General features: G+C 36.8%; 26 protein-coding genes. 20 read left to right on the top strand and 6 right to left on the bottom strand.

What is annotated here, in order from left to right; all coding sequences use genetic code 11:
* The first annotated feature begins 18 nt into the window (after window positions 1–18).
* The 4 genes from FSZ17_RS14610 (at window position 19) to FSZ17_RS14595 (ending at window position 5,861) form a co-directional block, all read left to right on the top strand.
* On the top strand, window positions 19–3,681 hold the full coding sequence (locus tag FSZ17_RS14610; protein ID WP_057771295.1) for a dynamin family protein: 3,663 nt from the start codon (window positions 19–21) through the stop codon (window positions 3,679–3,681).
* Between the two features lie 40 nt (window positions 3,682–3,721).
* Window positions 3,722–3,913: a hypothetical protein gene (locus tag FSZ17_RS14605; RefSeq protein WP_057771294.1), complete on the top strand. Its 192-nt coding sequence runs from the start codon at window positions 3,722–3,724 to the stop codon at window positions 3,911–3,913.
* A complete protein-coding gene (locus FSZ17_RS14600; RefSeq protein WP_057771293.1) occupies window positions 3,910–4,746 on the top strand; it encodes a sulfurtransferase in 837 nt (278 codons plus the stop codon). Before FSZ17_RS14605 ends, FSZ17_RS14600 begins: the two co-directional genes overlap by 4 nt.
* A 251-nt stretch (window positions 4,747–4,997) precedes the next feature.
* The gene (locus FSZ17_RS14595; RefSeq protein ID WP_057771528.1) at window positions 4,998–5,861 is read left to right on the top strand and encodes a 5'-3' exonuclease; all 864 of its coding nucleotides are present in this window, start codon (window positions 4,998–5,000) and stop codon (window positions 5,859–5,861) included.
* 371 nt (window positions 5,862–6,232) lie between these two features.
* Here FSZ17_RS14595 and sspL read toward each other — a convergent pair whose 3' ends face one another.
* On the bottom strand, window positions 6,233–6,367 hold the full coding sequence (gene sspL / locus FSZ17_RS14590) for a small, acid-soluble spore protein L (RefSeq protein WP_057771292.1): 135 nt from the start codon (window positions 6,365–6,367) through the stop codon (window positions 6,233–6,235).
* Between the two features lie 92 nt (window positions 6,368–6,459).
* On the opposite strand from sspL, the gene FSZ17_RS14585 reads away from it, so the two are divergent.
* Window positions 6,460–6,924 carry a divergent PAP2 family protein gene (locus FSZ17_RS14585; RefSeq protein ID WP_057771291.1) on the top strand — a complete coding sequence of 155 codons (465 nt, stop codon included), beginning with the start codon at window positions 6,460–6,462 and terminating at the stop codon, window positions 6,922–6,924.
* 56 nt (window positions 6,925–6,980) lie between these two features.
* Window positions 6,981–7,256 carry a DUF6123 family protein gene (locus tag FSZ17_RS14580; protein ID WP_057771290.1) on the top strand — a complete coding sequence of 92 codons (276 nt, stop codon included), beginning with the start codon at window positions 6,981–6,983 and terminating at the stop codon, window positions 7,254–7,256.
* 64 nt (window positions 7,257–7,320) lie between these two features.
* On the opposite strand, the gene FSZ17_RS14575 is transcribed toward FSZ17_RS14580, so the two are convergent.
* Together FSZ17_RS14575 and FSZ17_RS14570 are read right to left on the bottom strand one after the other, a co-directional pair.
* Window positions 7,321–8,247, bottom strand: coding sequence for a DMT family transporter (locus FSZ17_RS14575; protein WP_228460219.1), 927 nt, complete (start codon window positions 8,245–8,247; stop codon window positions 7,321–7,323).
* Between the two features lie 16 nt (window positions 8,248–8,263).
* Window positions 8,264–8,653 carry a reverse transcriptase-like protein gene (locus tag FSZ17_RS14570; protein ID WP_057771288.1) on the bottom strand — a complete coding sequence of 130 codons (390 nt, stop codon included), beginning with the start codon at window positions 8,651–8,653 and terminating at the stop codon, window positions 8,264–8,266.
* 151 nt (window positions 8,654–8,804) lie between these two features.
* Between FSZ17_RS14570 and FSZ17_RS14565 the strand changes: the two genes are divergently transcribed.
* Both FSZ17_RS14565 and FSZ17_RS14560 read left to right on the top strand, forming a co-directional pair.
* Complete coding sequence (locus FSZ17_RS14565) at window positions 8,805–9,461, top strand: reverse transcriptase-like protein (protein ID WP_057771286.1); 657 nt, start codon at window positions 8,805–8,807, stop codon at window positions 9,459–9,461.
* A gap of 26 nt (window positions 9,462–9,487) precedes the next feature.
* Window positions 9,488–9,676, top strand: a complete 189-nt coding sequence (locus FSZ17_RS14560; RefSeq protein ID WP_057771283.1) for a zinc-finger domain-containing protein — start codon at window positions 9,488–9,490, stop codon at window positions 9,674–9,676.
* A 49-nt stretch (window positions 9,677–9,725) separates the two neighbouring features.
* Here the strand turns inward: FSZ17_RS14560 and cspD are convergent, their stop codons facing one another.
* Window positions 9,726–9,926, bottom strand: coding sequence for a cold-shock protein CspD (gene cspD / locus FSZ17_RS14555; RefSeq protein ID WP_057771282.1), 201 nt, complete (start codon window positions 9,924–9,926; stop codon window positions 9,726–9,728).
* A gap of 429 nt (window positions 9,927–10,355) precedes the next feature.
* Here cspD and FSZ17_RS14550 point away from each other — a divergent pair, with 429 nt between their 5' ends.
* The 6 genes from FSZ17_RS14550 to mntR all read left to right on the top strand — a co-directional run bounded on the left by FSZ17_RS14550 (window position 10,356) and on the right by mntR (window position 16,226).
* Window positions 10,356–10,640, top strand: coding sequence for a hypothetical protein (locus tag FSZ17_RS14550; RefSeq protein ID WP_057771280.1), 285 nt, complete (start codon window positions 10,356–10,358; stop codon window positions 10,638–10,640).
* Window positions 10,641–10,925: 285 nt separating this feature from the next.
* Window positions 10,926–11,867 carry a ring-cleaving dioxygenase gene (locus FSZ17_RS14545; protein WP_057771278.1) on the top strand — a complete coding sequence of 314 codons (942 nt, stop codon included), beginning with the start codon at window positions 10,926–10,928 and terminating at the stop codon, window positions 11,865–11,867.
* A gap of 27 nt (window positions 11,868–11,894) precedes the next feature.
* Window positions 11,895–12,500, top strand: a complete 606-nt coding sequence (locus tag FSZ17_RS14540) for an alpha/beta hydrolase (protein WP_057771277.1) — start codon at window positions 11,895–11,897, stop codon at window positions 12,498–12,500.
* A 146-nt stretch (window positions 12,501–12,646) separates the two neighbouring features.
* On the top strand, window positions 12,647–13,312 hold the full coding sequence (gene wrbA / locus FSZ17_RS14535; protein ID WP_057771275.1) for an NAD(P)H:quinone oxidoreductase: 666 nt from the start codon (window positions 12,647–12,649) through the stop codon (window positions 13,310–13,312).
* A gap of 139 nt (window positions 13,313–13,451) precedes the next feature.
* Window positions 13,452–15,605: a DNA topoisomerase III gene (locus FSZ17_RS14530; protein ID WP_057771273.1), complete on the top strand. Its 2,154-nt coding sequence runs from the start codon at window positions 13,452–13,454 to the stop codon at window positions 15,603–15,605.
* A 201-nt stretch (window positions 15,606–15,806) separates the two neighbouring features.
* A complete protein-coding gene (mntR, locus tag FSZ17_RS14525; RefSeq protein ID WP_057771271.1) occupies window positions 15,807–16,226 on the top strand; it encodes a transcriptional regulator MntR in 420 nt (139 codons plus the stop codon).
* A gap of 70 nt (window positions 16,227–16,296) precedes the next feature.
* Here mntR and FSZ17_RS14520 read toward each other — a convergent pair whose 3' ends face one another.
* Window positions 16,297–16,518 carry a DUF3892 domain-containing protein gene (locus FSZ17_RS14520; protein ID WP_057771269.1) on the bottom strand — a complete coding sequence of 74 codons (222 nt, stop codon included), beginning with the start codon at window positions 16,516–16,518 and terminating at the stop codon, window positions 16,297–16,299.
* A 146-nt stretch (window positions 16,519–16,664) separates the two neighbouring features.
* Between FSZ17_RS14520 and FSZ17_RS14515 the strand changes: the two genes are divergently transcribed.
* Both FSZ17_RS14515 and FSZ17_RS14510 read left to right on the top strand, forming a co-directional pair.
* On the top strand, window positions 16,665–17,351 hold the full coding sequence (locus tag FSZ17_RS14515; protein WP_057771267.1) for a class I SAM-dependent methyltransferase: 687 nt from the start codon (window positions 16,665–16,667) through the stop codon (window positions 17,349–17,351).
* 16 nt (window positions 17,352–17,367) lie between these two features.
* Window positions 17,368–18,060 (top strand): AIM24 family protein, encoded by a 693-nt coding sequence (locus FSZ17_RS14510; RefSeq protein ID WP_057771266.1) that lies wholly within the window; start codon window positions 17,368–17,370, stop codon window positions 18,058–18,060.
* Between the two features lie 62 nt (window positions 18,061–18,122).
* Here FSZ17_RS14510 and metA read toward each other — a convergent pair whose 3' ends face one another.
* Window positions 18,123–19,031, bottom strand: a complete 909-nt coding sequence (gene metA, locus FSZ17_RS14505; protein WP_057771264.1) for a homoserine O-acetyltransferase MetA — start codon at window positions 19,029–19,031, stop codon at window positions 18,123–18,125.
* A 183-nt stretch (window positions 19,032–19,214) separates the two neighbouring features.
* On the opposite strand from metA, the gene FSZ17_RS14500 reads away from it, so the two are divergent.
* The 4 genes from FSZ17_RS14500 to FSZ17_RS14480 all read left to right on the top strand — a co-directional run bounded on the left by FSZ17_RS14500 (window position 19,215) and on the right by FSZ17_RS14480 (window position 26,835).
* Entirely contained in the window at window positions 19,215–20,903 is a 1,689-nt protein-coding gene (locus FSZ17_RS14500; protein WP_057771262.1) for a formate--tetrahydrofolate ligase, read from the top strand.
* Between the two features lie 11 nt (window positions 20,904–20,914).
* A complete protein-coding gene (locus tag FSZ17_RS14495) occupies window positions 20,915–21,454 on the top strand; it encodes a hypothetical protein (protein WP_057771260.1) in 540 nt (179 codons plus the stop codon).
* Window positions 21,455–21,967: 513 nt separating this feature from the next.
* Window positions 21,968–22,279 carry a hypothetical protein gene (locus tag FSZ17_RS14485; protein ID WP_146846488.1) on the top strand — a complete coding sequence of 104 codons (312 nt, stop codon included), beginning with the start codon at window positions 21,968–21,970 and terminating at the stop codon, window positions 22,277–22,279.
* A 98-nt stretch (window positions 22,280–22,377) separates the two neighbouring features.
* Window positions 22,378–26,835 (top strand): S8 family serine peptidase, encoded by a 4,458-nt coding sequence (locus FSZ17_RS14480; RefSeq protein WP_228460217.1) that lies wholly within the window; start codon window positions 22,378–22,380, stop codon window positions 26,833–26,835.
* Window positions 26,836–26,858 lie beyond the last annotated feature (23 nt).

Below are 26,858 nucleotides of genomic sequence, written 5' to 3'. Positions count from 1 at the left end.
ACAAGGGGATAAGTATTCATGGTTCAAACTGTATTACAACAAGATACTGTTGATTTACTAAGAAAAATCACAGCAATAAATGAATATTTCTTGTCGAATCAAGATCATCAATCGGCAGAACGGGCTAAGGATCTAGCTTTAAAGCTTGATAATCAAGAATATTCTATTGCGTTTTGTGGACATTTTTCAGCTGGAAAATCCAGTATGATTAATAAATTAATTGGTGAAAATTTGCTTCCTTCCAGCCCGATCCCAACAAGTGCCAATTTGGTGAAAATAAGATCAGGAGAAGATTATGCAAAGGTAATTTTTAAAGAAGGAAATTCAAGATTATACCCAGCACCATATGATTATGACGACGTGAAGTCATTCTGTAAGGATGGAGACCAAATACAGTCTATTGAAATTAGCTATTCTGAGACGAGTCTGCCTAAGAATGCGATCATTATGGATACCCCAGGTATTGATTCAACGGATGATGCTCACCGGATTGCAACAGAGTCTGCATTGCATCTTGCTGATATTGTGTTTTATGTCATGGATTATAATCATGTTCAATCAGAATTAAACTTTCTATTTACAAAGGAATTAGCTACTGCAGGAAAACAGGTTTATTTAATCATTAACATGATAGATAAGCATCGGGAAGAAGAATTAAGCTTTAGTCAGTTTAAGCAAAGTGTCGTAGATTCATTTTCATCATGGGGTGTTACGCCTGCAAGAATATTTTTCACTTCATTAAAAGAGGAATCTCATAAGGAAAATGAGTTCCAATCCTTGCAGCAATTTATTGCAGACAAGATGGCTAAAAGGAAGTTGCTTCTTCCAGAGTCTGTATTTCAATCTTTAAAAAAATTATCGAGTGAGCATTTGATTTATCTCGAGGAAAAAAGCTGGAACAATATTGAAAAATACGAGAGTCAGCTTTCAGAGCTTTCTAGTGAAGACAGAAATTTATTGCCTGCAAAAGTGGTTGAGCTAGAGAATGAACTAAATGATATTCAAGCTGCATTAAAAATGACAGAGATAGATCTAAATAATAAAGTTGATGAAATATTAAAAAATGCTTATTTAATGCCGTTTCAAACGAGAGAGCTAGCACAAAAATATATCGAGTCACGACAATCAGGTTTTAAAGTAGGCCTTTTCTTTTCAAAACAAAAGACGGACCAGGAAAAAGCCAATAGACTAGATAGCTTCTTTAGTGATTTTTCAGAAAAAGTAAAATCACAGCTTGACTGGCATTTAAAAGAGCTTTATTTAAATGAGCTTAAACAGAATGAAATACATGATCCTATTCTGCTTGCAAAAGCACAGAACTTTAAAGTTGTTTATCAAAAGGAAATGATTGCAGATACCTTCAAGGATGGAGCACTTCTTTCTGGCGATTATGTCCTACAGTATACAAATGATCTTGCTGATTCTATAAAGAAAATAGCAAAAAATAGTTTGTTAGAATTAAAAGATTTATATCTAAAAGCATTAAAATTAAAGAATCAAAATGAGTATAGTCTCTTTGAAAAAGAATTGGAAAAATTCCAATCGTATAACGAAGCGTGGAAATCACTAAACAACTTAAAAGAAGAGTTACGATTAGCTAAGCTAAAGATTACTGAATTATTAGCTGGTCATTTTCCTGAAGAGGAATACGAAGAGAAGGTGGAACAATTACTTGCAGTTCCACAGGATGTAGTGGAAGTTGTATATCAAACTGAAGGAATTTCTAAAGATAAGAATGGAATCGGGAAGAATCCTGAAGCTGTAGAAAAAGACCTTCAAGATGAAAAAGGAATTAATATTGAAGAAAAGACAATAAAAACTTTAGTCCAAAAATTGAATTTTACCGCAAATGCTGTTCGAAACGTACCTGGATTCAAAAAAATGACTGCTGAATTACTACAAAAAGCAGAGCGTATTGAGCATAAACAATTTACTGTTGCACTATTTGGAGCATTTAGTGCAGGTAAGTCGTCATTCGCTAACGCACTTATTGGAAATAAGCTACTCCCAGTGTCTCCAAACCCTACTACAGCTGCGATTAATAAAATTATGCCAGTGAATGAGCAATATGGACATGGGACTGTATTAGTGAAGGTAAAGTCTTCTCAAGTTTTATTTGATGATGTTAATCGTTCTTTAAAGGTTTTTGATTTGTCAGCTTCCGACTTTAATGAAGCGGTTGAACGCATCAAAAAAGTAATTGCTAACAAGGCAGATTTCGATGCAAATGAAAAAACTCATTTTGCTTTTTTGCAAGCATTCTTAAAAGGTTTTGAGAATTTCCGCCAAAGCTTAGGAACAACGATTAGAGTGGATTTGAAAGAATTCAAGGACTATGTAGCAGTTGAAGAAAAATCATGTTTTGTTGAAATGATTGAAGTTTATTATGATTGTGAACTTACCAAGAAGGGAATTACGCTAGTTGATACACCAGGTGCTGATTCAATAAATGCCCGTCATACTGGAGTAGCCTTTGATTATATAAAAAATTCTGATGCAATTCTGTTTGTGACCTATTATAACCATGCATTCTCTAAAGCTGACCGTGAGTTTCTTATTCAATTGGGCCGTGTAAAGGATTCATTTGAACTTGATAAAATGTTCTTTATTGTAAACGCCATTGATCTAGCGAATAATGATGATGAAATGAATTCTGTTTTAGAATATGTCGGGGATCAGCTTATACAATATGGCATTCGACATCCAAACCTATTCGGTTTATCAAGTCTAATAGCACTAAGTGAAAAGCTTGAGCAAAGACAAGAAGGAAATTCGAAAATTGATAAATTTGAGCATAGTTTTTATTCATTTATTCGAAATGAGCTGATGGAGATTTCCGTCACCTCTGCTGAGATGGAATGGCAAAGAGTATTAGATCAGCTTCGGAGCTTTATCCAATCTTCTAAGGAAAACAAAGAAGATAGAGCACAAAAACGAATGCTCCTCGAAAAAGAGAAAAAATCGATCCATGATGTTATTGGGGCGCTAGATGCTGCTATTTTCTCACAAAGATTGGATCAAGAAGCAGATGAACTAGTGTTCTATATTAAGCAAAGAGTATTTTTACGATTTGGGGATTTTGTTAAAGAATCCTTCAATCCTTCACTTTTAAAAGATGATGGACGGAATTTAAAAAAGGCGTTACAAATGGCACTTGAAGATTTTCTTCAAAGCTTTGGATTTGATTTTGCACAGGAAATGAGAGCAACTACACTTAGGTTAGAAGCTTATATTAGTAAATTATGTAAAGAAGCTCAAGCAATACTTGTCCAATCAGCAGCCAATATCAATCAAGAATTAAGCTTCAGTACATTTGATGCAAAAAACATGGAAGGAATTGATTTTGAAACTGCCTTCCAAAATGAGGACAGAACTCAATTTAGAAAACCTCTATCCTATTTTAAAAATCCTAAATCATTTTTTGAAAAGAATGAAAGGAAGCTTTTAAGTAATGAGCTTGAGCAAATCATGCAAGGGCCTGCAGAGAATTATTTATTAACAGAAAGTAAAAGATTAAAGGATCATTATCAATCTTTATTAACAAGAGAATTCATTCTGTTATTGAATATGCTTATTGAACAGGCAGATGAGTATTATGATGGAATTCTAGCAGTTTTAGGCGATGATTTTCCAATCGATCAGCTTGAAAAAACAGAAAAGGAAATTGCGAATTTTTCTTAAGATGTTGGAGTGATATATTAAGGATAGTAAAGGAGCTCCCATGAAAATTGAATCCTTTCATGCATGCGCAACCTGTATACATTTTCAGGCAGAAAAAAACAAGTCAGGGATGAACTATTTTTGTAAGCGCCTAGGCTATGAAACAAAACCTAACTATCAATTCCAATGCTGGACACCAAAGGAGCATGTTCAAAAGCTTATGGAAAAAAGAATGAAGGGGATGAAGGAATGAACTTAATCGTTGAAAAAGAATGGTTGAAAGAAAGACTGGAAAATGAAAATGTCAGAATAGTTGATTGCCGCTATAACCTAAGTTCTTCAGGTGAAGGTTATGAATTGTATTTAAAGGATCATATTCCAGGAGCTATCTACTTTCATCTCGGAAAAGATCTGTCTGGGCCTGTTTCTTTACATGGAGGAAGACATCCACTACCAGATGTGCAGAAATTTAAAGAAACAATTCAAAATGCGGGAATAAGCAATGACACAACTGTTATTGCATACGACGGTGGTGAGGGTTCATATTCTGCTCGGCTTTGGTGGCTGTTAAATTATGTAGGACACGAAAAAGTGTATGTATTAAATGGAGGCTATAGAGCATGGTATGATGCAGGGTTGACTCTTAACAAAGAAGTTCCTGAGTACCCAAAAACAGAATTTGATATCAAGCTTAATGAAGAAATTTTTGCCTCTTATAATGATGTGAAGAAAATTGTCGAAGCGAAGTGTCAAGAAACAGTTATTATTGATTCTAGAGAAAATAAGCGCTATTTAGGATTAGAAGAACCGATTGATAAAAAAGCTGGTCATATTCCAGGTGCAATTAATAAAGTTTGGACGAAAGGCTTTGAAAACGGATCGTTTAAAAGTGGAGAAGATCAAGCAAAAAGATTCTCTGACATTAATAAAGACACGCAGATAATTGTTTACTGTGGTTCAGGTGTAACCGCGACTCCAAATTTTATGGCACTAAAGTCAGCAGGCTACAAAAACGTTAAATTATATGCGGGCAGCTTTAGTGATTGGATATCTTATGAAGAGAACAAGGTAGAAACTGGAGAATAAAAATTGAAGGGGTTGTCCCATAAGGTGTCTGGCATCCACATAATAAACAAAATCTAGAATCTCACTCGCTTATTGATACTAGATATTGTTCGTGATGCCTGACATCTTTGCTTTGGGACAACCTCTTTTCATTTGAAAAATTAATACGGATAAAATTTAACAAAAATAAGATAGTCTATACCATGTTATAATGTTTCTATGAAAAAAGTTTAGGAGAGAGAATATTGGATAATAAAAATCAGCATTCACTTATGTTAGTAGATGGTATGGCATTATTGTTTAGAGCGTATTTTGCTACAGCCGTTACGGGGCAATTTATGATAAATTCAAAAGGGATTCCAACGAATGGAGTATATGGCTTTGTAAAGCATTTTTTAACAGCTATTTCAAAATTCAAACCAACGCATGTGGCAGTATGTTGGGATATGGGAAGTAAAACTTTTAGAACAGAGATGTACGATGGTTATAAAGCAAATCGCCCTGAAGCCCCAGTTGAATTAATTCCTCAATTTGATCTTGTCAAAGAGGTAGTTGAAGCTTTCAATGTACCGAATATTGGTTTAGAAGGTTATGAAGCAGATGATTGCATCGGAACAATAGCAAAGCAAGCTAGTGAGAAAGCACATGTAAAGATATTAACCGGTGACCAAGATATATTACAGCTGATAGATGATCAAATATCTGTTGTATTATTGCAAAAAGGATATGGAAATTATTTAGTTCATACAAAGGATACCTTTTATGAATCTAAAGGCATTCGTCCGAAGCAAATGATCGATTTAAAAGCATTTATGGGTGATACAAGTGATAATTACCCAGGTGTAAAAGGAATAGGGGAGAAGACGGCATTAAAGCTTTTACAGCAATTCGGTCATATTGAAGGTGTTCTAGCTAATTTAGATCAATTGACAAAAGCGCAGAGAACTAAAATCGAACAAGATCTTGAAATGCTGCATTTAAGCCGTCAGCTAGCAGAAATAAAATGTGATGTACCAGTTGAATGTACAATGGAAGAAGCAGCATGGCTAATAAACCGTGATAAGGTGATGGACAAGTTTACTGAAATTGAGTTTCGAGGGCTTCATTCTTTTCTAGACATAAAAGAATATGCTTAATTTGAAGGCAGACTTAAAAGAATCTTTATCAGACAACTCATAGCTGATCAATTTTTTATTTAATATAGAAAATGAAAAGTGATCAGCTTTAGTTCTCTTCTTTTAAGTCAGCCTTTATTTTTAAAATGCTCTGTTAAAGCTAAGTGTTGAAAATGCAATTTTGTTGTTGATTGGAGCGGAAGGCGCGAGCTCCTCAAAAATGCTAACGCATTTTCTTCGTGCGGTGATTATTCTTGGAAGCATATTCAACGTCCTGCGGAAGAAGCGAGTCAAAGGAAGACCCCGCAGGAGCGCTCTTCGACGAGGAGGCTTCCGGACCGCCCGCGATCGCTAAGTGCCTGCAGCGGAAATCAACAGGGAAGAATACTGTCTTATTTTGTATTCTTTTTTTTCGCTGCATTTTCTAGCTTACTTTTCGGCTCCACAGCAAATTCTACATCTTGACCATAGCCTTGTGGGTTTACTCCAGAAGCTACTTTTCCTCTATTTCTTTCTCTTTTGCCCATACAATCACCTCCTATTGTAAAAGCTTTAAGTAGTATTTCCGAAAAGAATAAATAAACTCATCTTTCTTCAAACTAAGCATGAGGTGAGTTCATTGAATAAAGGTGTCTATATTGCTTTATTTAGCATCGGTTTAGCACAGGCATTAAAAATTCCTATTCACTTAATAAAGAAAAAAGAATTTCGTCCTGAATTGTTTTTTCAAACAGGTGGGATGCCCAGCTCTCATTCTGCAGGGGTATCTTCCTTAACTACATTTATTGCTTTAAAACATGGAATACCGACAATTGACTTTGCTCTCTCGTTAATTTATGGGCTTATTGTCATGTATGATGCACAAGGGATTAGACGTCAAACAGGCGAACTAACATTAAAAGTGAACACTTTGGGGGAATTGATGGAAAAAATCCACAAAGAAGAATCGGTTGAATTTAAGGAAAAAAAGCCAAAGAAATTAAAGGAAATGCTTGGTCATCAACCAGCAGAAGTAATCGGGGGAGCATTACTTGGGATTTTAACGGGGACAGTAGGACATTGTTTAACGAAAAAAGATAGATAATTGTCGAAATATGAGATAAAATTTAGAGGGGATTGGAAGCAAAGGGAGAGATTAACATGTTTGTAAATAATGTTGACGAGTATATAAGCTTTTTACAAAGTAAAGGATTTCAGCTCCAGGAAGATGCAATTGGTTTTATTAATTTTGGTAAACAATATACAAATGCATCAGATGAACTGACTAACATAGCTATTGAATTAACACTGAAAGCACAAAAATCGTTTGATGGCAGTTTCTTTGTATCTCTACTAGAAATGCTGGTAGCAAATAAGATACAAAATAGGCCTGAGGCTATTCAATTTGTAAAAGAGAAAAATTTAATAAGTATATAATAGACGAAATGTATAGACATATAATTGGAAGAAATCAAGATGGACTTAATTCTTCCAATTAAAACTATACTGCTTCATTATGTTCCTCTTTCATCGAAAGTTTCTTCTTTTTTCGTGGCAATTCTGCAAATATCATTCCTGCAAAGATAAGTATACAACCTATGATAGCACTATAAGAAAGTCGTTCATGTGCCCAAATATATGCAGTACCAGCTGCAAACACCGGCTCCGTAGCAAAAATTAATGCCACTCTTGTTGGTGTTGTATATTTTTGAAAACTTGTTTGTGCGAAAAAAGCCAGTGCTGTTGCAAATACGGATGTAATAATTAAAGCAGATAATACTTTTCCTTGCAGTATTACTTCAGGGCGGACTGCCTGTTTCCAATCTTCAGTCAAGTATGCAAAGACAATAGATAGAACAGCGACAGTTAAAATTTGGACGACGGTAAGTAAAAGTGATGGAAATTTACTGCTATATTTTCCAGTCAAAATAATATGCATAGCAAATCCGATTGCACAAATAAAAACATATCCATCCCCTATATTGAGGGAAACAGAATCCGTCATCGTTAATAAATATAGTCCACAAGTAGCGATAGAAACACCAATGATTGCATTTCTCCCAGGTTTAATTTTTAACAAAAAAAATGAAAATAGAGGTACGAGCACAACACTTAATCCAGTGATAAAGCCTGCTTTTGAAGAAGACGTAAATAATAAGCCAAGAGTTTGAAAAGCATAGCCTATAAACAAAAAAATGCCAATAATAATTCCAGATATTATCAATTTTTTATTAAAATGTTTTAGCTGTTTTCTTTCAAAAACAAGTAGCCAGCTTCCAAGTAAAATGGCAGCGATGGAAAATCTAACTCCATTAAATGAAAAAGGTTCTAAAAAAGCGATAGCATTTTGAACTAAGACGAATGTAGCTCCCCAAATGAAAGCAATAAGCAATAGACTCGCATCAGCAAATAAAACAGATTTTTTCAATTCTATAATCATCCCCTTATTTATTTTTACGGATAGCTGATCTAGCCAATTCATCTGCTGATTTGTTTTCAGAGCTAGGTATCCATTTCATAAAGAATAAATCTAGTTCTTTACTTAAACTAAGTGCTTTTTCCAGAAGAGGTGCATATACTTTATTTTTGGCATATTCTTTTTCAATCGCCCGATTAACTGCTTGAGAGTCTGTTCGGAATGAGACAATTTTATAGCCTCGCTCAATACAGATTTCAAGTGCTTTAATCAATGCATAGTATTCAGCTTCATGATTCTCCATATTACCAAGTGGAATGGCGATTTTTTCAACAATCCCATTACCTTTTATGAAAATTCCCGCTCCACTAGGACCTGGATTGCCTGCACTTGCGCCATCAATATATACTTCAATCAAAAATCCATCCTCCAAAAACTAATAGAAATTTTTATTTAAACCCATACCAGGGTAAGATAAAATAAGTGTACCATAAAGTGATACTTGCGTCAGTGGGGTGAATTTCCCCATTAATTTGCGATAAAGTAAAACCTTAGAAAGGTTGAAAAAAATGAAATATAAATTGGAATGGACTTATAAAATAAAAGGAAAAGATGGAGTAACCTTTAATTCCGATTGGTTAGAAGGTGAAACGGCATTACTAATTGGGGAAGATATTGAGAAGAGCGGGAAAGGAACGAATTTAGTTTATCATGATGAATTGGGGACAACATGGAGTACAAAAGAAATGCGTAAACTGCTTGCAGAGATTGAAGAAGAACCTCACGACTTAACGATATTTTTTGACGGAGGATATAATAAAGTGACATCTCAAGCAGGGTTAGGTGCTATTATTTATTATAAGCAAGGTAAAAAGAAGTATCGTATTCGAGCGAATGCTTTGATTAATGAAATTGAAAATAATAATGAAGCTGAATATGCTGCTATGTATCATACGTTGAACTTACTTGAAGAGATGAGTGTTCATCATATGATTTGCGAGTTTAAAGGAGACTCCCAAGGTGTATTAATGCAGCTAAAAGGGGAATGGCCGTGTTATGAAGAGAACCTTAACCGATGGCTCGACCGCATTGAAGAAAAGATTAAATCCCTTAATATCGAGGCTAGGTATACACCAATTCCAAGATCCGGAAACAAAGAAGCTGATAAGCTTGCAACTCAAGCACTTGAAGGAAAAATAATTAATAGCAAAATGCAAGTGATTTAGTTGGTTAGAAGGATGGTGTTAAATGAATGAAGAGAAAGCAAATAATTGATGAAGTCGAATACTTAATGATCACATATTGTAAAGACTGTTTTTTGTTTAAATTTCACAAAGAGGAAAAGGGCCGTAGGTATGCACATAGGTTTTGTATTACAAAGTGTACGGTCGGTGAACAAATAAAAGCTTTTGGAAGCAAGCTTTCAGAAGAAAAGAAATGAAAAATAAATAAAGGCTGACAAATAGTTGCCAGCCTGATTATTTACAAGATTATAGTTTTACAACATTTGCAGCTTGTGGTCCACGGTTTCCTTCAACGATTTCGAAAGAAACTTCTTGGCCTTCTTCAAGAGATTTGAAGCCGTCTCCTGTAATAGCAGTGAAGTGTACGAATACATCGTCTCCGCCTTCAACTTCGATAAAACCGAAACCTTTTTCATTATTAAACCATTTTACTTTACCGTTTTGCATGATAACTTTCCTCCTAAGCCTTTCAAGACACAATTGGTGTCCAAGATAAATATTACCACTCAACAAAATAAAAAACAGATATTATTAGAAATAGCGGAAATATATTCTGTTAAATGATGATTTTAATATACACGAATGGAAGTAAGCAGTCAAGGAGTTTTGGGACTTTTTTTTAAAAAAAACTATAAAATTTGAAATATTTAAAAAATATTCTTTGTGTTATCTTTCTATCATTTTATGATTCACTCTCTATAAAATTTTTTTAGTAAATAAAGGAAATCATATTATGTGTTTTCCCTCATAACTATTATTAATTAAGATGTTTTTTACTTTAATGCCAGCCTCTTGTAGTAAGTGATGGAGGTGGGAATAAAACGAAAAGGGTGGTTTACAGATTAATCTTAATAAAATTTATTAGAAGGTGAGCAAATGTTCCGATTTTCTATTGGAGCTGATGATTGGATTTTACGATTTTCTCCTCACATTCAAATTGATTCAGAAATCAGGAAAATAATTGTCAGTTCCATTATACAATTAGGAAATAAACTGCCATATTTCTCCCATTGGGAGTCATTCATTATAATGGACAATCAAATCGGACTCATCGTATTTAATGTTGAAAAAATTCCCTCATTAATATTAACGGTTTCAAATATTGTCAGTAAAGATAAATGTTATATTCAAGAGAATCTTATGATTAGACCTTATATGTGAAAAAATGAAAACGGCGAATGCCGTTTTTTTTAATAAAGAAGAAAAAGTGATTGATGTTTTAAATTTGTATTAGAAAAAATTTTATAAACGTTTGAAAAAATAATTTGTTAATTAAAAAAGGTGTACGTCAATATTTTACATTGACATAGAGAAAAGAATGTAATAATATTATCTCGAATTAAAGATATTTTAATTTGAGATAAATCGATTGCATATAAATAGTAGATGTAATGACTATGGAAAAAATAATAAATATTAGATTTATAAAAAAAGGAGAGATTAAATATGCCTAAGAAAACAATGGGTATTCACCATATAACAGCAATTGTTGGACATCCACAAGAAAATATAGATTTTTATTCTGGTGTGTTAGGATTACGATTAGTCAAGCAAACCGTCAATTTTGATGATCCTGGAACATATCATCTATATTTCGGAAATGAAGGTGGTAAGCCAGGAACGATAATTACGTTTTTTCCTTGGCCAAATGCGTATAATGGGCGAATTGGTGACGGACAGGTAGGAGTTACATCCTATGTAGTTCCGACGGGTGCGCTTGCCTTCTGGGAAAAAAGGTTAGGAAAATTCAAAATCCCTTTTACTAAAGAAGAACGATTTGAGGAACAATATGTAAGTTTTTCTGATCCGCATGGGTTGAAATTAGAAATTGTGGAAAGAGAAGAAGGAGCGAAAAACACGTGGGAATTTGGTGGCGTTACTGCTGATGTAGCGATTAAAGGCTTTGGTGGAGCAACATTATTTTCATCACAACCTAATAAGACAGCTGAATTGCTAGAGAAGGCAATGGGGCTTGAAAAAGTCAGTGAAGATGGGGAGTTTATCCGCTTTAAATCCATTGGTGACATTGGAAATGTGATAGATTTGAAAAAGATTTCAAGTGGCAGAGGGCAAATGGGTGTAGGAACAGTCCATCATATCGCATGGCGTGCAAATGATGATAAGGATCAATTGGATTGGAAGAATTATATTGAAAGCAAAGGGTATGGTGTAACACCTGTTCAAGACAGAAATTACTTCAATGCCATTTATTTTAGGGAATACGGAGAAATACTTTTCGAAATTGCCACAGATCCACCAGGTTTTGCTCATGATGAATCTAAAGAGACGATGGGTTCTGAGTTAAAGCTTCCTAGCCAGTATGAACACTATAGGGAGAGGCTAATAAAGTCATTAATCCCAATTGAAGTGAGAGAACTATCTAGATAAAGATTAAGAAATGAAAGGAGACAAAAGATGAAACATTTATTTCAAAAAGGTAAAGATCCTTTAAAACCAATCTTGTTATTATTACATGGAACAGGAGGGAATGAATTAGACTTATTGCCTCTTGCGGGAAAAATTAATGAAGAAGCATCCATTCTTAGCGTGCGTGGGAATATTCTCGAAAATGGAATGCCACGTTTTTTTAGAAGATTAGCTGAAGGCATATTTGATGAAGAGGACCTAGTTTTTCGGACAAAAGAGTTATATCAGTTTCTAAATGAAGCAGCTGAGAAATATGAGTTTGAAAGGAAAAATATTGTAGCAGTCGGATACTCCAACGGTGCGAATATTGCTGCAAGCTTAATGTTTCATTATCAAGATGCATTAAAAGGAGCAATTTTGCATCATCCGATGGTTCCAAGAAGGGGAATCGATTTACCGGATCTTTCAGGGAAGTACGTCTTTATCGGTGCAGGAACAAATGATCCGATATGCTCGGCGCAAGAATCTGAAGAACTTGAGACAATATTAGTAAATGCCGGTGCGAAGGTAGAGCTGCATTGGGAAAATCGCGGTCATCAATTAACCTTTGAGGAAGTGAACGCAGCTGCCCAATGGTTTAAAAATATATTTTAGAATAGTACAAGCATGTGATTTTTTTGGATAAGTACTATTTCATTTAGGAATAAGTCTCAGTTGAAAATTAAATTTCCAATTTAAAGGGGTAGATTCTATTAATAATATGAACGTAAATACAAACAATATAAAAGGTGGTACAGAAAATGGGTTTTTTAGATAAATTATTTGGTAGATCAGTGAATAAGGAGGAAGAAACAATGACAAATGTAAAATTAGCCGTTATCTATTATAGTTCTGGTGGCACAAACTATCAATTGGCAAAATGGGCGGAAGAAGGAGCGAAAGAAGTAGGTGCTGAGGTTAAAGTATTAAAAGTACCTGAAACGGCTCCTCAAGCTGCCATTGAATCAAATCCAGCATGGAAAGCTCATTATGATGCAACTCAGAATGTTCCTGAGGTAACATTAAATGATTTAGAATGGGCGGATGCAATCATTTTCAGTGTTCCAACCCGTTTTGGAAGTAAACCTTCACAGGTACAGGCATTTTTAGATACAACAGGTGGGCTATGGTTTCATGGAAAACTTGCAAATAAGGTGGTTAGTGCAATGAGCTCTGCACAAAATCCTCATGGTGGACAAGAGGCAACCATTTTATCGCTCTATACATCGATGTATCATTGGGGTGCCATTGTTGCAGCTCCAGGCTTTACAGATCCAGTTACATTTGCTGCTGGAGGCAATCCGTACGGAACAAGTGTAACAGTTGGTCAAGACGGAAAAATGATTGAGGATGTACAAGCGGCTGTAAAACATCAGGCAAAACGTACAGTTACCGTTGCAGAATGGGTTAAAAAAGCAAACCAATAATGGTGGTTTTGAGCTAATCGGGGTGATTCCTAACGATTAGCTTTTTTCTTTTTAAGATATTCTAGTTCTTTTCAATACAATTCATTAGTATTAAGATAGATATTATATTGTTTAAAGAAAACTGGAAGTGATCTGGATTATGAAACTCATTATTGCGGAAAAGCCTGACCAAGGATTGACGTTGGCTTCTGTATTTAAAATGAAAAAGTATCAAGGATTTGTAGAAATATTTCCCAATGAAGTTTTTCCGAAGGGAGCTTATGTAACTTGGGCAGTTGGGCATCTTTGCCAGCTTTCTGCACCGGAGAAGTACGATTCTAAATGGAAAAAATGGTCACTTTCGACATTGCCAATCATACCTAATCAATTTAACTATGAAGTGACAAAGGATAAAGCAAAGCAGTTTAATATTATTAAGAACCTTATTTCTAACCCTGCTCTAACAGAAGTAATTCATGCAGGAGATGCTGGAAGAGAGGGTGAGTTAATAATAAGAAACATTCTCCGTCTTACCAATGCAAAACTGCCTATGAAACGGCTATGGATTTCATCACTTACACCAAAATCCATAAAGGAAGGTTTTATCTCATTATTAAGTGAATCAGATACTAGAAACCTATATTATGAGGCATATACAAGGGCTTGTGCCGATTGGGTTGTAGGTATGAACGCTTCACGTCTATATAGTTTACTCTTACAGCAGAAGGGGTTTTCCGATGTTTTTTCGGTAGGAAGAGTGCAAACTCCGACACTTGCTCTAATTGTAAAGAGAGAAAACGAGATTGAAAGCTTTGTGTCAGAGGCCTTTTGGGAGGTTCAAGCCAATTTCAATATTGGAGGGAAAAAATATACGGGGAAATGGGAAAAGGATAAAGAATCTAGGATAAAAACAAAGGAGTTAGCTGAGAAAATCGCTGCTTTTTGCCAGAATAAAGAGGTTGAAATAACTGAGGTTAAGGCTGAAAAGAAGGAATTTCTTCCTCCACTTCTCTATAATTTATCAGCACTTCAAGCTGATGCGAATCGTCGATTTAAGTTTCCACCCAAGAAAACTCTAGATGTTTTACAAAAACTCTATCAAAAGGGAATTGTCTCATATCCTCGTTCAGATTCCAGACATGTCACAAAAGGGGAAGCAGAAATATTTCCGGAAACGCTTAAGAAAATTGAAAGAATTGATGATTATAAGAGCTTCTTCCCGGTGCCTTCTATTTCATTAATGGAAAATAAAAGGTTTGTAAACGATAAAAAGGTAACAGACCACTATGCCATCATTCCAACTGAGCAGGTGCCTAATCTTGAGAAGCTTTCTCCTGATGAAAGAAAGTTATATGACCTAATTGTGAGAAGCTTAATTGCTGCTCATTATGGGAAGGCAGTCACTGAATACACGACAGTGAAAACAATCGTTGATGGGAGAGCAGAATTTCAATCGAAAGGAAAGGTTCAGCTTGAGGAGGGCTGGAGAATGGTCATTCCTCAATATGAAAAAGAAAATGAACCTGAATTGCCTCAATTGCAAGTGGGGGAAAAAGGAAAAGTTAATAAGGCTGAGGTAAAAGAAAGTAAAACACAGCCTCCTAAAAGATATACGGAAGGTCAGCTAATTACATTGATGAAATCAGCTGGCAAGCATATTGAAGATAAAGAGTTAGAAAAGGTTTTAATGAAAACAGAAGGATTAGGTACGGAAGCGACGAGAGCTGGCATAATAACGATGCTAAAGGATCGTAATTATATTGAAATTAAGAAAAACCTTGTCTATGCTACTTCAAAGGCAAAAATACTAATCTCTGCAATTGGGAATGAAATTCTTGCCTCTCCTGAAATGACCGCAAAATGGGAACAAAGACTAAAAAATATTTCAGAAGGACAAGCTTCTCCTAGCCAATTTATGGAACAAACAAATAAAATGGTCTCACATTTAATCGAAGCTGGGCTGAATAATTCAAGTAGCTGGACATTTAATGAGGAAGAGAGATCTGGCTTTACGCCAGGGAAGAGCAAGTATAAAAGAACAAGCTATTTAGGCAACTGCAAGCTTTGTGATGGTAAAGTTATTGATAAAGGAAGTTTTTACGGGTGCACGAACTATAGTAAAACAAAATGCAATTTTACAATTTCTAAAAATATATTAGGGAAAGCACTAACACAAAAATTAATAAAACAGCTATTAAAAGACGGTGTAACGGAAGAGATTGAAGGTTTTAGTAGCAAAGAGAGATCATTCTCTGCAAAAATAGTATGGGAAGAAAAAGAAAAAAAGATTAATTTTTCCTTTTCTAATGGGTAATTGTCTTAAATGTGATTGATATCCTTGTCTCCCCATTCTAAGTGTAGTAAACTTTTTAAAGGCAATCGAGATTTGAAATTATTATAGACTGGTTCACTTTTTATTGGGCTAGTCACTTGAATATGCATTATTCATATATTGTAATGATGATTAAATAAGAGAACAAAATGAAAGTGTAAAGTTTTTATGGGAGGGTATGGGATGCCAACACCTAGTATGGAGGACTATATTGAACAAATATATATTTTAATTGATGAGAAAGGATATGCACGTGTCTCGGATATTGCAGAAGCCCTTTCCGTTCATCCCTCCTCTGTAACAAAAATGGTTCAGAAGCTTGATAAAGATGAATATCTCATTTATGAAAAATACAGAGGACTGATTTTAACTCCTAAAGGAAATAAAATAGGGAAAAGGCTTGTTTATCGCCATGAACTCCTTGAACAGCTTCTTCGTTTATTAGGAGTGAAGGAAGAAAATATTTACAATGATGTAGAAGGTATTGAACATCACCTAAGCTGGGATGCAATCGATAGGATCGGCGATTTAGTGCAGTTTTTTGAGGAAGATGATAACCGGGTTGAAGCGTTACGTGATATTCAAAGGAAAAATGAGGAATGAGAAAGGGGAGCTGCAATATTTTTGCAGCTCCCTTTCTCATTGATTGTTAAGAGGGCGTTATGCACTTTTCTTAATACATATTTGGTAAGTCATCAAATGAGGAATTGGTCATAGGAATTAAAATAAGTGGTTGTTCATCCGTTCCTTCTACAATATTCACCCCAGTAATGATCCCATTTTCTGCCTCTTGTAAAGCTTTTTGATAAGAAATAATTCGTCCACTTGAAGTCTTAAAGCTGATAATATCTCCATGATAATTACGGTAAACGGCTATTAATTGTTCATTAAGCATTCAAATCCTCCTATTGTTCTTATTAGCTATTTCTATTGTTTCATGATTTTCTTCTTTCTAATCAAAGGAATCTTTTGCTTCATAGCGAAATATAAGAATGTTAGACTTTAAAGGTATTTTCGTAAAATGAGAAAGTGAGGAATTGGATGAGTCAATTTCGATGGAGTGAAGAATCAGAGAAACAGTGGGATGAAAAATCGAGCAGCTGGAATTCGAAGAGTCGAGATATGTGGGATAACGGCAGCAGAAAGGATATAGCCCCCTTTATTGCGAATCATGTTCCTGCAGGCAGCACCATTTGTGATTTAGGCTGTGGAGATGGTTTTGGTTCCTTAAAGCTAGTTGAACTCGGATATTCTGTGATAGGGATTGATGTTTCAGAGGAAATGATTTTGAAAGCCAAAGAAACGAATACAGATAATTCGGCTCAATTTATTAAAGGCGATATCTCTGTTCTTCCATTTTCTAATCATTCTTTAGATGGAGTTATGGCTATTAATTCATTAGAGTGGACTGAACATCCACTTTTTGTGTTAAAAGAAGTTCAAAGGGTTGTGAAGCCAGGTGGACTAGCCTGTATTGGGATTCTAGGCCCCACAGCTGCTCCAAGGTTAAATAGCTACCCTCGATTATATGGTGAAAGAGTCATCTGCAATACAATGATGCCATGGGAATTTGAAAAACTCGCTAAGGAAAATAGTTGGGAAAAAATAGCTGAGTTCGGTGTTTATAAAAAGGGTGCTGATCAGCTGCCAATTGGATCTATTTCTACAGAATTAAGGCAATCACTTTCATTTATGTGGGTGTTCATGTTAAGAAATGTAAAGCAATAAAAGGAGGAGCTGTAATATGAGTCGATATTCTCTTGAGGATTTTGTAAATCAAACACAGCAGCAAGACAAAGGGGAAGGATTATTCGAACTAGAAAATCCAAGAATGCTAGAAATAAATTTAACTAATCAAATTTGGGCCAAGACGGGAGCGATGGTTTCCTATCGAGGTAATATCAAATTTGAGAGGGAAGGCATCCTTGAGCATGGTTTAGGGAAGATGTTCAAAAAAGCACTAACAGGAGAAGGATCCTCCTTAATGAAAGCAACTGGAAATGGAAAATTATATTTAGCCGATCAAGGGAAAAAAATCTCAATTCTTCGTTTACAAGGAGAATCTATTTTTGTAAATGGAAATGATTTATTAGCTTTTGAGCCCACTATTAAATGGGATATAAAATTAATGAAACGAGTAGCAGGAATGCTTTCGGGCGGGCTCTTCAATGTACGATTAGAAGGTACCGGTATGGTAGCTATCACGTCCCATTATGAACCATTAACTTTGCATGTTACTCCAAATAATCCTGTATTTACAGACCCGAATGCAACTGTTGCTTGGTCAGGAAATCTTCAACCAGAATTCGTGACAGATGTTTCCTTTAAAACATTCATTGGCAGGGGCAGTGGAGAATCTATTCAAATGAAGTTTTCTGGAAATGGCTTCGTAGTGGTTCAGCCTTTTGAGGAAGTTTATTTATCTCAGCAATCATAAAATCATAATTTTTTGTTTAAACGAAGCCCGGTGTTTACCGGGCTTTTATAATGATATTCCAATTAATCCCATTCAAATGGTGTTTCTTGATACACATAATAATTCAGCCAATTAGAAAACAATAGATGGGCATGTGACCTCCAAGTATTTAATGGTTTTTTCGTAGGGTCATCATTCGGAAAATAATGTTCAGGGACTTGAATGTCCAACCCCTTCGTAACATCCCTTCTGTACTCCTCGGCTAGAGTACTAGCTTCATATTCTAAATGCCCCGTAATCATAATTTGCTTTCCATTGTTTGCACAAATAATGAACGGACCAGCCTCTTCAGAATAAGAGAGTAATTTTAGTGTCGGTTGATTTTGTAGTTCTTCTATGTATACATCTGTATTTCTTGAGTGTGGTGCTAGAAAAATATCGTCAAATCCTCTTAATAATGTTTCTGAATGATCAAGGACTTGGTGCATAAAGACTCCTGAGCATTTACTTGAAAGCTCGTATTTTCTTATTCCGAAATGGTGATATAATGCAGCTTGTGCTCCCCAGCAAATATGAAGGGTTGAAGTCACATTTTTTGTTGTCCAATCCATAATTTCAGTAAGCTCTTCCCAGTAATTCACCTGTTCAAAAGGAAGCAATTCAATAGGGGCTCCTGTTATAATCATTCCGTCATATTTACGGTGTTTAATTTCTGAAAAAGTCGTATAAAACTGTTCTAAATGCATTGGACTCGTGTTCTTTGATTCGTGTGTAGCAGTTTTCAGAAAAGAAATATTAACTTGAAGCGGGGTATTTCCAAGCAGCCTCAGTAGTTGTGCCTCAGTCTTCTCCTTTTCAGGCATTAAATTTAAGATTAGTATATTTAATGGTCTGATATCCTGCGTATTTGCCCGATAATCGTCCATAACAAAAATATTTTCTTCCTCTAATATTTCTCTAGCTGGCAAGAGCTTTGGAATCTTAATTGGCAACTCATCATCCCCTTTTTTTAGAAAATTTAATTAAATCTATTATAATGATGAATTATCGCAGGAGCAATTTTTATTTTTGATGTTAAAATAAAATTCCAAATTCTCTATCTACTAAAGATATAATAAATGGTACAATAATGAAGTAGTAATCGCTTACATTATTGGATGCCTAGGGGGATAAAAATGAATGTAAAACCAACCGTTAAATCAGACATTGAAATCGCTCAACAATCACCAATGAAACCAATTATTGAAATCGCAGAAAAACTTGGCATTAATGAGGATGATCTTGAACTATTTGGAAGGTATAAAGCGAAATTAACAACAGAATCATTAAAAAAGATTGAAACGAAAAAAAGTGGAAAAATTATTCTTGTTACTTCCATCAATCCAACTCCGGCTGGTGAAGGTAAATCAACGGTTACAGTTGGACTCGGTGATGCCTTTACTAAAATAGGCAAGAAAGCAATTATTGCTATGCGTGAGCCTTCACTTGGTCCGACAATGGGTGTTAAAGGAGGTGCGACTGGCGGAGGTTACTCTCAAGTATTGCCAATGGAAGATATTAATTTGCATTTTACTGGAGACCTACATGCCATTACGACAGCTAATAATGCACTTGCAGCATTCATCGATAATCACCTTCAACAAGGAAACCAGCTACAAATAGATCAACGTAGAATTGTATGGAAGCGTGCTTTAGACATAAATGACCGTGCTCTGAGAAAGATTGTAATCGGTTTAGGAGGGCCAGTCCAAGGAGTTCCTCGAGAAGATGGATTTGATATTACGGTTGCATCTGAAATTATGGCTGTTCTATGCTTAGCAACCGATTTACAAAATTTAAAAGAAAGACTTGGCCGTATGGTTGTAGCCTACAATTTTGATAAACAGCCAGTTACTGTAGCAGATTTAGGTGTCCAAGGCGCCTTAACAATGCTTTTAAAAGAAGCAGTGAAACCTAATCTTGTTCAAACGATTGAACATACACCGGCCTTTATTCACGGCGGTCCGTTTGCAAATATTGCCCACGGCTGCAATAGTGTAATTGCAACCAAAACAGCTTCAAAGCTCGCGGATTATGTCATTACAGAGGGCGGCTTCGGTGCGGACTTAGGTGCAGAGAAGTTTTTACATATTAAAGCAAGAAGCGCAGGAATTAAGCCAGAGGCCGTTGTAATTGTTGCTACAATTAGGGCACTAAAGATGCACGGAGGCGTGCCGAAAAATGACCTTGGTAGAGAAGATGTACATGCTCTAACAATTGGATACTCTAACCTAAAGAAGCATATCGAAACGATTCAAAGCTTTGGCCTGCCTTTTGTTGTTGCTATTAATCGATTTATAACCGATACAGAAAATGAAGTGAATATGTTAGTGGATCTTTGTAAGCAGGAAAACATTCCTGTGTCATTGACAGAGGTATGGGAAAAAGGTGGAGCTGGTGGAGTTGATCTTGCCCATAAATTACTTGATGTGATCGAAAAAGCAGAGTCTAATTTCCAGCCTTTATATGATCTTTCTGACCCTCTTGAGGATAAGATATTAACGATTGCTCAAAAGGTTTATGGCGCTGAAAAGGTTGAATTTTCACCAAAAGCGAAAAAACAGCTTCAGGATTTTGATGGCTTTGGCTGGGGGCATTTGCCAATTTGTATGGCCAAAACTCAATATTCGCTCTCAGATGATCCAACAAAGCTCGGCCGTCCTACTGATTTTACGATAACAATTAGAGAACTTAAGCCTTCTATTGGTGCAGGGTTTATTGTTGCACTTACGGGTGAGGTTATGACAATGCCAGGTTTGCCTAAATTACCAGCTGCTTTGAAAATGGACGTTGACGAAAATGGAAAGGCAATTGGACTATTCTAAAAGGTGAAAATATGTTTGATCCAACAGCATTTGAAAATATGAAGGTTGTCATTGAAGGGGCATTATATGACCGTGATTTAGATGGAGAACTAAGCATTTTTGATCGAAATGATTACATTAATGCTGCAAAGCTCTCAAGAAGATATGAGGTCTCCTTTACTGATCAACCGAACTGTCAGCATGACTTATATTGTACATTTATTATGGAAGCTGGGCTTGAAAACCTAGCAGCTGAACTCTTACAATCAGCACATTCAGACAAGCTAGCAGGTTGTCAGATATTCGTAAAGGTTTCATTCAAGCATCAATATGAAACATCTATTTTTCAAAAAATAGAAGAGACATTAAAGGCAATATGGGGAGAGGAGCGCTCTATCAAGCAATTGATATTGAGTGATCCGTTCTCTAATCAATCCTTAATAACAAATGAGGTTGTTGTTGCATTCAACCGGTTAGTATACGAGGAACAAATGAATGATATTGAAGCAATGATCGATTATATGACACTAAGCTTGAAAGAATTAAGAACGGTCATTCTTACTTCAAAGTAAAAAGTATATATTCAAAGCCTGTCGGGGAAGCGTTTTAAGTAGCGCTTAAACCACAGGCTTTTTTGCTTGTTAGAAAGTTTTGCTTCCAAAGTTCATATTGCTGAAAATTAAATTACTAAATGCTCTCCGTTCCCCGTTCGTTTGATTTGGATTAAATCTCTCTCCACCAGGCATAGCTGCCTCTATATGGCATACCTGTCCTACAAAGTTTCCAGTATCGTTTAAAATGGTTTTCTTACAACTAGGAAATGCGAAATAAATCTTTTGTTTTATGTTGGTGTAGAACAAATAGTATATAAATTTTACTCCTTATGTTTAATTTTCAGAAAAATTAGAACATGTGATAATAAGGATAGAATTGCAATTTATTAGTTTTATTTGTGATTCGTTAAAATTATCGATTAGGAGAAGGGGGGGAACTATCAAGTTAAGAAAAAAATTATAAGTGTTTCATGGGATGAAAAAAAGATCTAAGAAAACAATTGCTTTTCGCGCTTGGCTACTGCAGTAGTTTTGGCAACTAGTACTGGTCATTCATTTGCTCATGATGACATCAGGACAAACGATTTAGGAACAACACAAAAGGGAATAGAAGAAATACTTAAGACGCAGAGAAGCCTTTATGGAAATGCATCCACTAAGCATATGGGAATTATTGAGGAGAATTTTAAAAACACCATAAGTTTACATATGCTCCAGATGAAAAGAATACGTGAATGGTTGAAGCAGGCAAATGGATCTCCAAAACAGGGGCAGCCAAATGGAATTTATACCATAACACTTTATGGTGTTGATGAGTTCGGATTTAAAGTTGCGACAGCATGAACAACAATTAATGTAGTTAATAATCAATAAAAATTCGAGTTTAGAGTTCCAAATGTTAAGGCCAGTCTTAATGCCATCAAATTTCAGGGGGAATCAAATTGATAAAAAGGAAAAGACATGGCTATGGCCACGTCGCATTTAGTTTTATTTTATGTACATTATTGTTGCTCTCTACTTTTTCACCTCAATTCGCTTTGGCTAATTCCAACTCCAAAGCAAGTATTACTCTTTATGAAAGTTTAGAGGAAGAAAGTTCAGAGGAAGCATCTAAAAATGTGAATACAAAGGTAGATAAAAAACTGAACGATCAGTTTAATAAGGAAAAAACCGTTACATTTTTATTAAAATTAATAGATCAAGTGGATACAAACAAAGTTGCCATCGAAACAGCTAAAAAAGCTAAAGCTCAAAAGCAAACTGCTGCCAAAACCGAATTAATGAAACGTTCGGCTGTCGTCTCCACCCTCCGAGCTAAGGCTAATGAAACTCAACACTCGATCAAAACCTATCTGAATCAAGAAATGAAGAAAGGAAATGTCAAAGAGTTTCAATCCTTCTATATCGTAAACGGCATGGCGGTAACAGGAACTAAAGAAGTGATGGATAAACTTGCAACCTTCCCTGAAGTCGAAAAAATTCTGCCTAACGAAACGGTACAGATGATCCCGAATGAAAGCAGTAATACATCCACTCAACCAACAGCTGATCCTCAAGAAGAAACTCAAACGAACACTCAAGCATTCACTAGAGTGGAAACTCAAACCGACACTCGGGAAGACACTCAGACAGACACTCAGAGAGACACTCAAACAGACACCACTTCAGTCCCATGGAATCTTGCAAAAATTGACGTACCACAAGTCTGGAAGATGGGCTTTGATGGTACGGGAACTGTAGTCGCTATTATCGATACAGGAGTCCAGTGGGATCACCCTGCTTTAAAAGAAAAGTATCGGGGTTACAACCCAGCCAATCCAGATCAACCTGACCATACCTTCAGCTGGTTTGATGCTGTTAATGGGAAGCCGACTCCATATGATGACTCTAAACAAGGTACCCGCGGCACAGGAATCATGGTAGGTTCTGAACCTAATGGTTCAAATCAAATTGGGGTTGCTCCAGGTGCAAAATGGATCGCTGTGAAAGCCACTAAAGGCTATGGTGGTAGCGGAACCCAAGTCGATCTACTGGAAGCCGGAGAATGGATTCTAGCTCCAAAAGATGCTGAGGGCAACCCACATCCAGAAAAAGCACCTGATGTAGTGAACAACTCATGGGGTTCAGTTATAGAAGGAGTCGATGAATGGTTCCGTCCAATGGTGCAAAACTGGCGTGCAGCTGAGATTTTCCCTGTGTTCGCTGCTGGAAATTCAAGCTATAAAGAAGGGTTAATCTGGACCCCAGCCAACTATCCGGAATCGTTTGCTGTTGGGTATACAGATAGTAATAATCTGCGGGGGTTTAACTCAGGACGCGGTCCTTCGACATTTGGAGTAATGAAGCCAGACATTTCCGCTCCAGGTGAGAACATTCGCTCTTCCGACCTAGGTGGCAGCTATTCGACTTTATCTTTCACTATGTGGGGTGCACCACACATTTCTGGAGTCGTTTCCTTGATGAAGCAGGCGAATCCATCTCTTACTGTTGATGAAATTGAAAAAATTTTAAAAGATTCAGCAACACCATTAACTGATTCCACCTATCCAACTTCACCAAACAATGGGTATGGTCATGGACTAGTAAACGCCTATATGGCTGTATCATCCATAACCAGCGGACTTGGCCTCGTTCAAGGACAAGTGGGCTATGAAGGTCAGGATACTGAGAATCCAACTTATGAGCATACCGCTCCAACTGAAAACTTTGCAAATATGACATTACCTCTTACTGTTCAAGTACAAGACAATGTCAGTGTTAGAAGAGTAGAGCTAGAATACCGTGCAAGCGAAACTGCCGAATGGCAAACAGTAGCAGCAACTCGTACCGCAGGTAACTATAAGAGCGGAACGTACCAAGCCGTGATTCCGGCTGATGCCATACAGGTTCCAACCCTTACCTATCGTTGGCACATCACGGACTATGGACAAAACCCGGTTACTTCTGACGATTACAAAGTACCAGTCAAAGCGGGTATTAGCACTGGTTATTATCAAGATTTTGAATCTATACCGAACGGCTGGACTTCTTATGGTACGAAAAACTCTTGGGAATGGGGAGTACCTGCCTACGACAATGGACCAGCAACGGCCGCTTCCGGTGAAAAAGTGTACGGTACCAAGTTAAGTGGTCAATATGACGCTAAAGCCAATATGAGCTTGATGATGCCTCGAATCATCGTGCCTGAAGGAAATACTTATCTGCAGTTTAAAGACTGGTATCAAATTGAAAGCGGTTACGATAATGGTTATGTGCTTGTGTCAACAGACAAACAAAACTGGCAACAGTTGTCCAGCATCACTGGTAACTCTCTTGAATGGACTCAACGCCAAATCGATCTAACCGCATATGCTGGTCAAGAAATCTATATCGCCTTTAACCTCACCACAGACAATTTGGGCCAAAGAGCAGGCTGGTATATCGATGATGTCGCCTTAAGCAATACTGCACTTACTACAGCCAATGTAGAACTAGAAGATGCAGGACAACTGGAAAACTCGGATACCATCAAAACAATAAAAACACAAAACGTGATGGCACCTACCGCCGCGATCACACCGGCAGCAGTCCAACCCATGACCCTGCCACTTGAGGCTACAGTGAGCGTGCTCGAATCAGGACGTTCTGCTATCACCAACCCAGTTGATGGTGGCTTTACCATGAGACATCCTGCTGGTGAGTTCACCTTACGCGCAGAGTCATATGGATATGTCTCTTCCGATCAACGAGTGAAGATTCCTAAAGAGGGTACGTTAGATGCCAACTTTACCTTAAAACCGGCATCGAAAGGAACGGTTAATGGAACGGTCACAAATAAGCAAACAGGTCAGCCGCTAGCTAACGCAACACTCTCTCTGATCGAAGACGCGGTCATTCAACCTGTACAAACAGATGAAAACGGACATTTCACTATCACTGCCTATGAAGGAACCTATACATTACATGTGTCCGCGCCTTTCTTTTTCGCCCAAGATATCACCATCTCCATCCCAGCAAACGGGCAGAGTGAACAAAATGTTGGGTTACCACCATTTGTAGGCTATTCAAGTGAGATAGGCTATGATGATGGGACAGCGGAAAATGCTAAATCTTGGAATGCTCCTGGAAATGCTTGGGCTGTAAAAATTTCTCTACCTGATGGCAAAAAAAGCGCCTTAGTCACTGCAGGTCTCGTCCGCTTCTGGGATAAAGGATGGCCGTCTCCAGGTGGAACAGACTTTAAGCTTGCCATCTATGATAATAGTGGAAATTTAGGTGCTCCTGGCAAACTAATAGCGGGTCCATTTGATTCGACTGCACTAACGAATGGGCAATGGTCGGCTGTCGATTTGTCAAATGAAAGCATCTTCGTAAACGACGACTTCTATTTTGTCTATATTCAAGAAGGCCTCTACCCGTATAGTCCAGGACTTGCTATTGATACAAACAGTAAAAGCGCGGGTCGGAGCTGGGAAATGTTAAGTGGAGTTTGGATACCGTTCTCTCAAGCTCAGGGAAACATTATGATTCGGGCACAGGTACAATATGAAGCGATGACTCCAGTGATTACAACACCAAAAGATGCAGCCATCACCAATCAATCTACTTTCACAGTAGAAGGGCAAGCTTCACCTGCTACCCAAGTTCATCTTTTCAATAAAGGGAAAGAAGAGGCTACCACAACAGCTAGAGAGGATGGCACTTTCTCTGTAGATGTGCCCCTTCAAAAAGGTGAAAACGTGCTGACAGCTATCTCTTCATCTAATCAAGGTAGTACGGATCCGTCCGAGCCAGTGAAGATCACCCTTGACCAGGAAAAACCAGAACTAACCATCACCAAACCTGCTGATGGTTTCAAAACAAATCAGAAGGCAGTTACGATTGAAGGAAAAGTGACCGACCTACATCTATCCGAAGTCACTATAAATGGTCAAAAAGTGAATGTCACAGAAGATGGCTCTTACTCCCTACGCCTGCTACTCAAAAATGGAAAAAATGAATTTACGGTCACAGCAAAGGACCGTGCTGGAAACGAAACTAGCAAAAGAGTCACTATTTACGCCAAGTTTACTCCACCTGCAATCACAAATTTAAAACCAGCTCAAGATGTGGTGATAAATAAGGGTAATAAGTTGACTGTCGAACTAGACAGTGAGCCAGGAATTAGTGGCTCTTTCATTGTTCGCTTACCTTCAACCTATGCAGCCGCAGCCACAACAACAAAAACAACAACAGCAACCGCCACTTCTGTTGAAATACCATTAACAGAGCAAGGAAAAGGTCACTATGTTGGTACCTGGACGGCTCCAAAAGACAAGATTAACGGTGCTGTAATCGAAGTGGTTATGAGAGACGATTACGGAAATGAATCTCGTCAAACAGCTGCTGGTAAAGTGTATGTCAACGTAAAACCTAGGTAAATCATAGATTGATAGATTCAATT

It is taken from the genome of Cytobacillus dafuensis (assembly GCF_007995155.1).
Lineage (GTDB): Bacteria > Bacillota > Bacilli > Bacillales > Cytobacillaceae > Cytobacillus > Cytobacillus dafuensis.
Note: the sequence above shows the minus strand (reverse complement) of the source record. Positions and strands in the feature narration are given on the sequence as shown.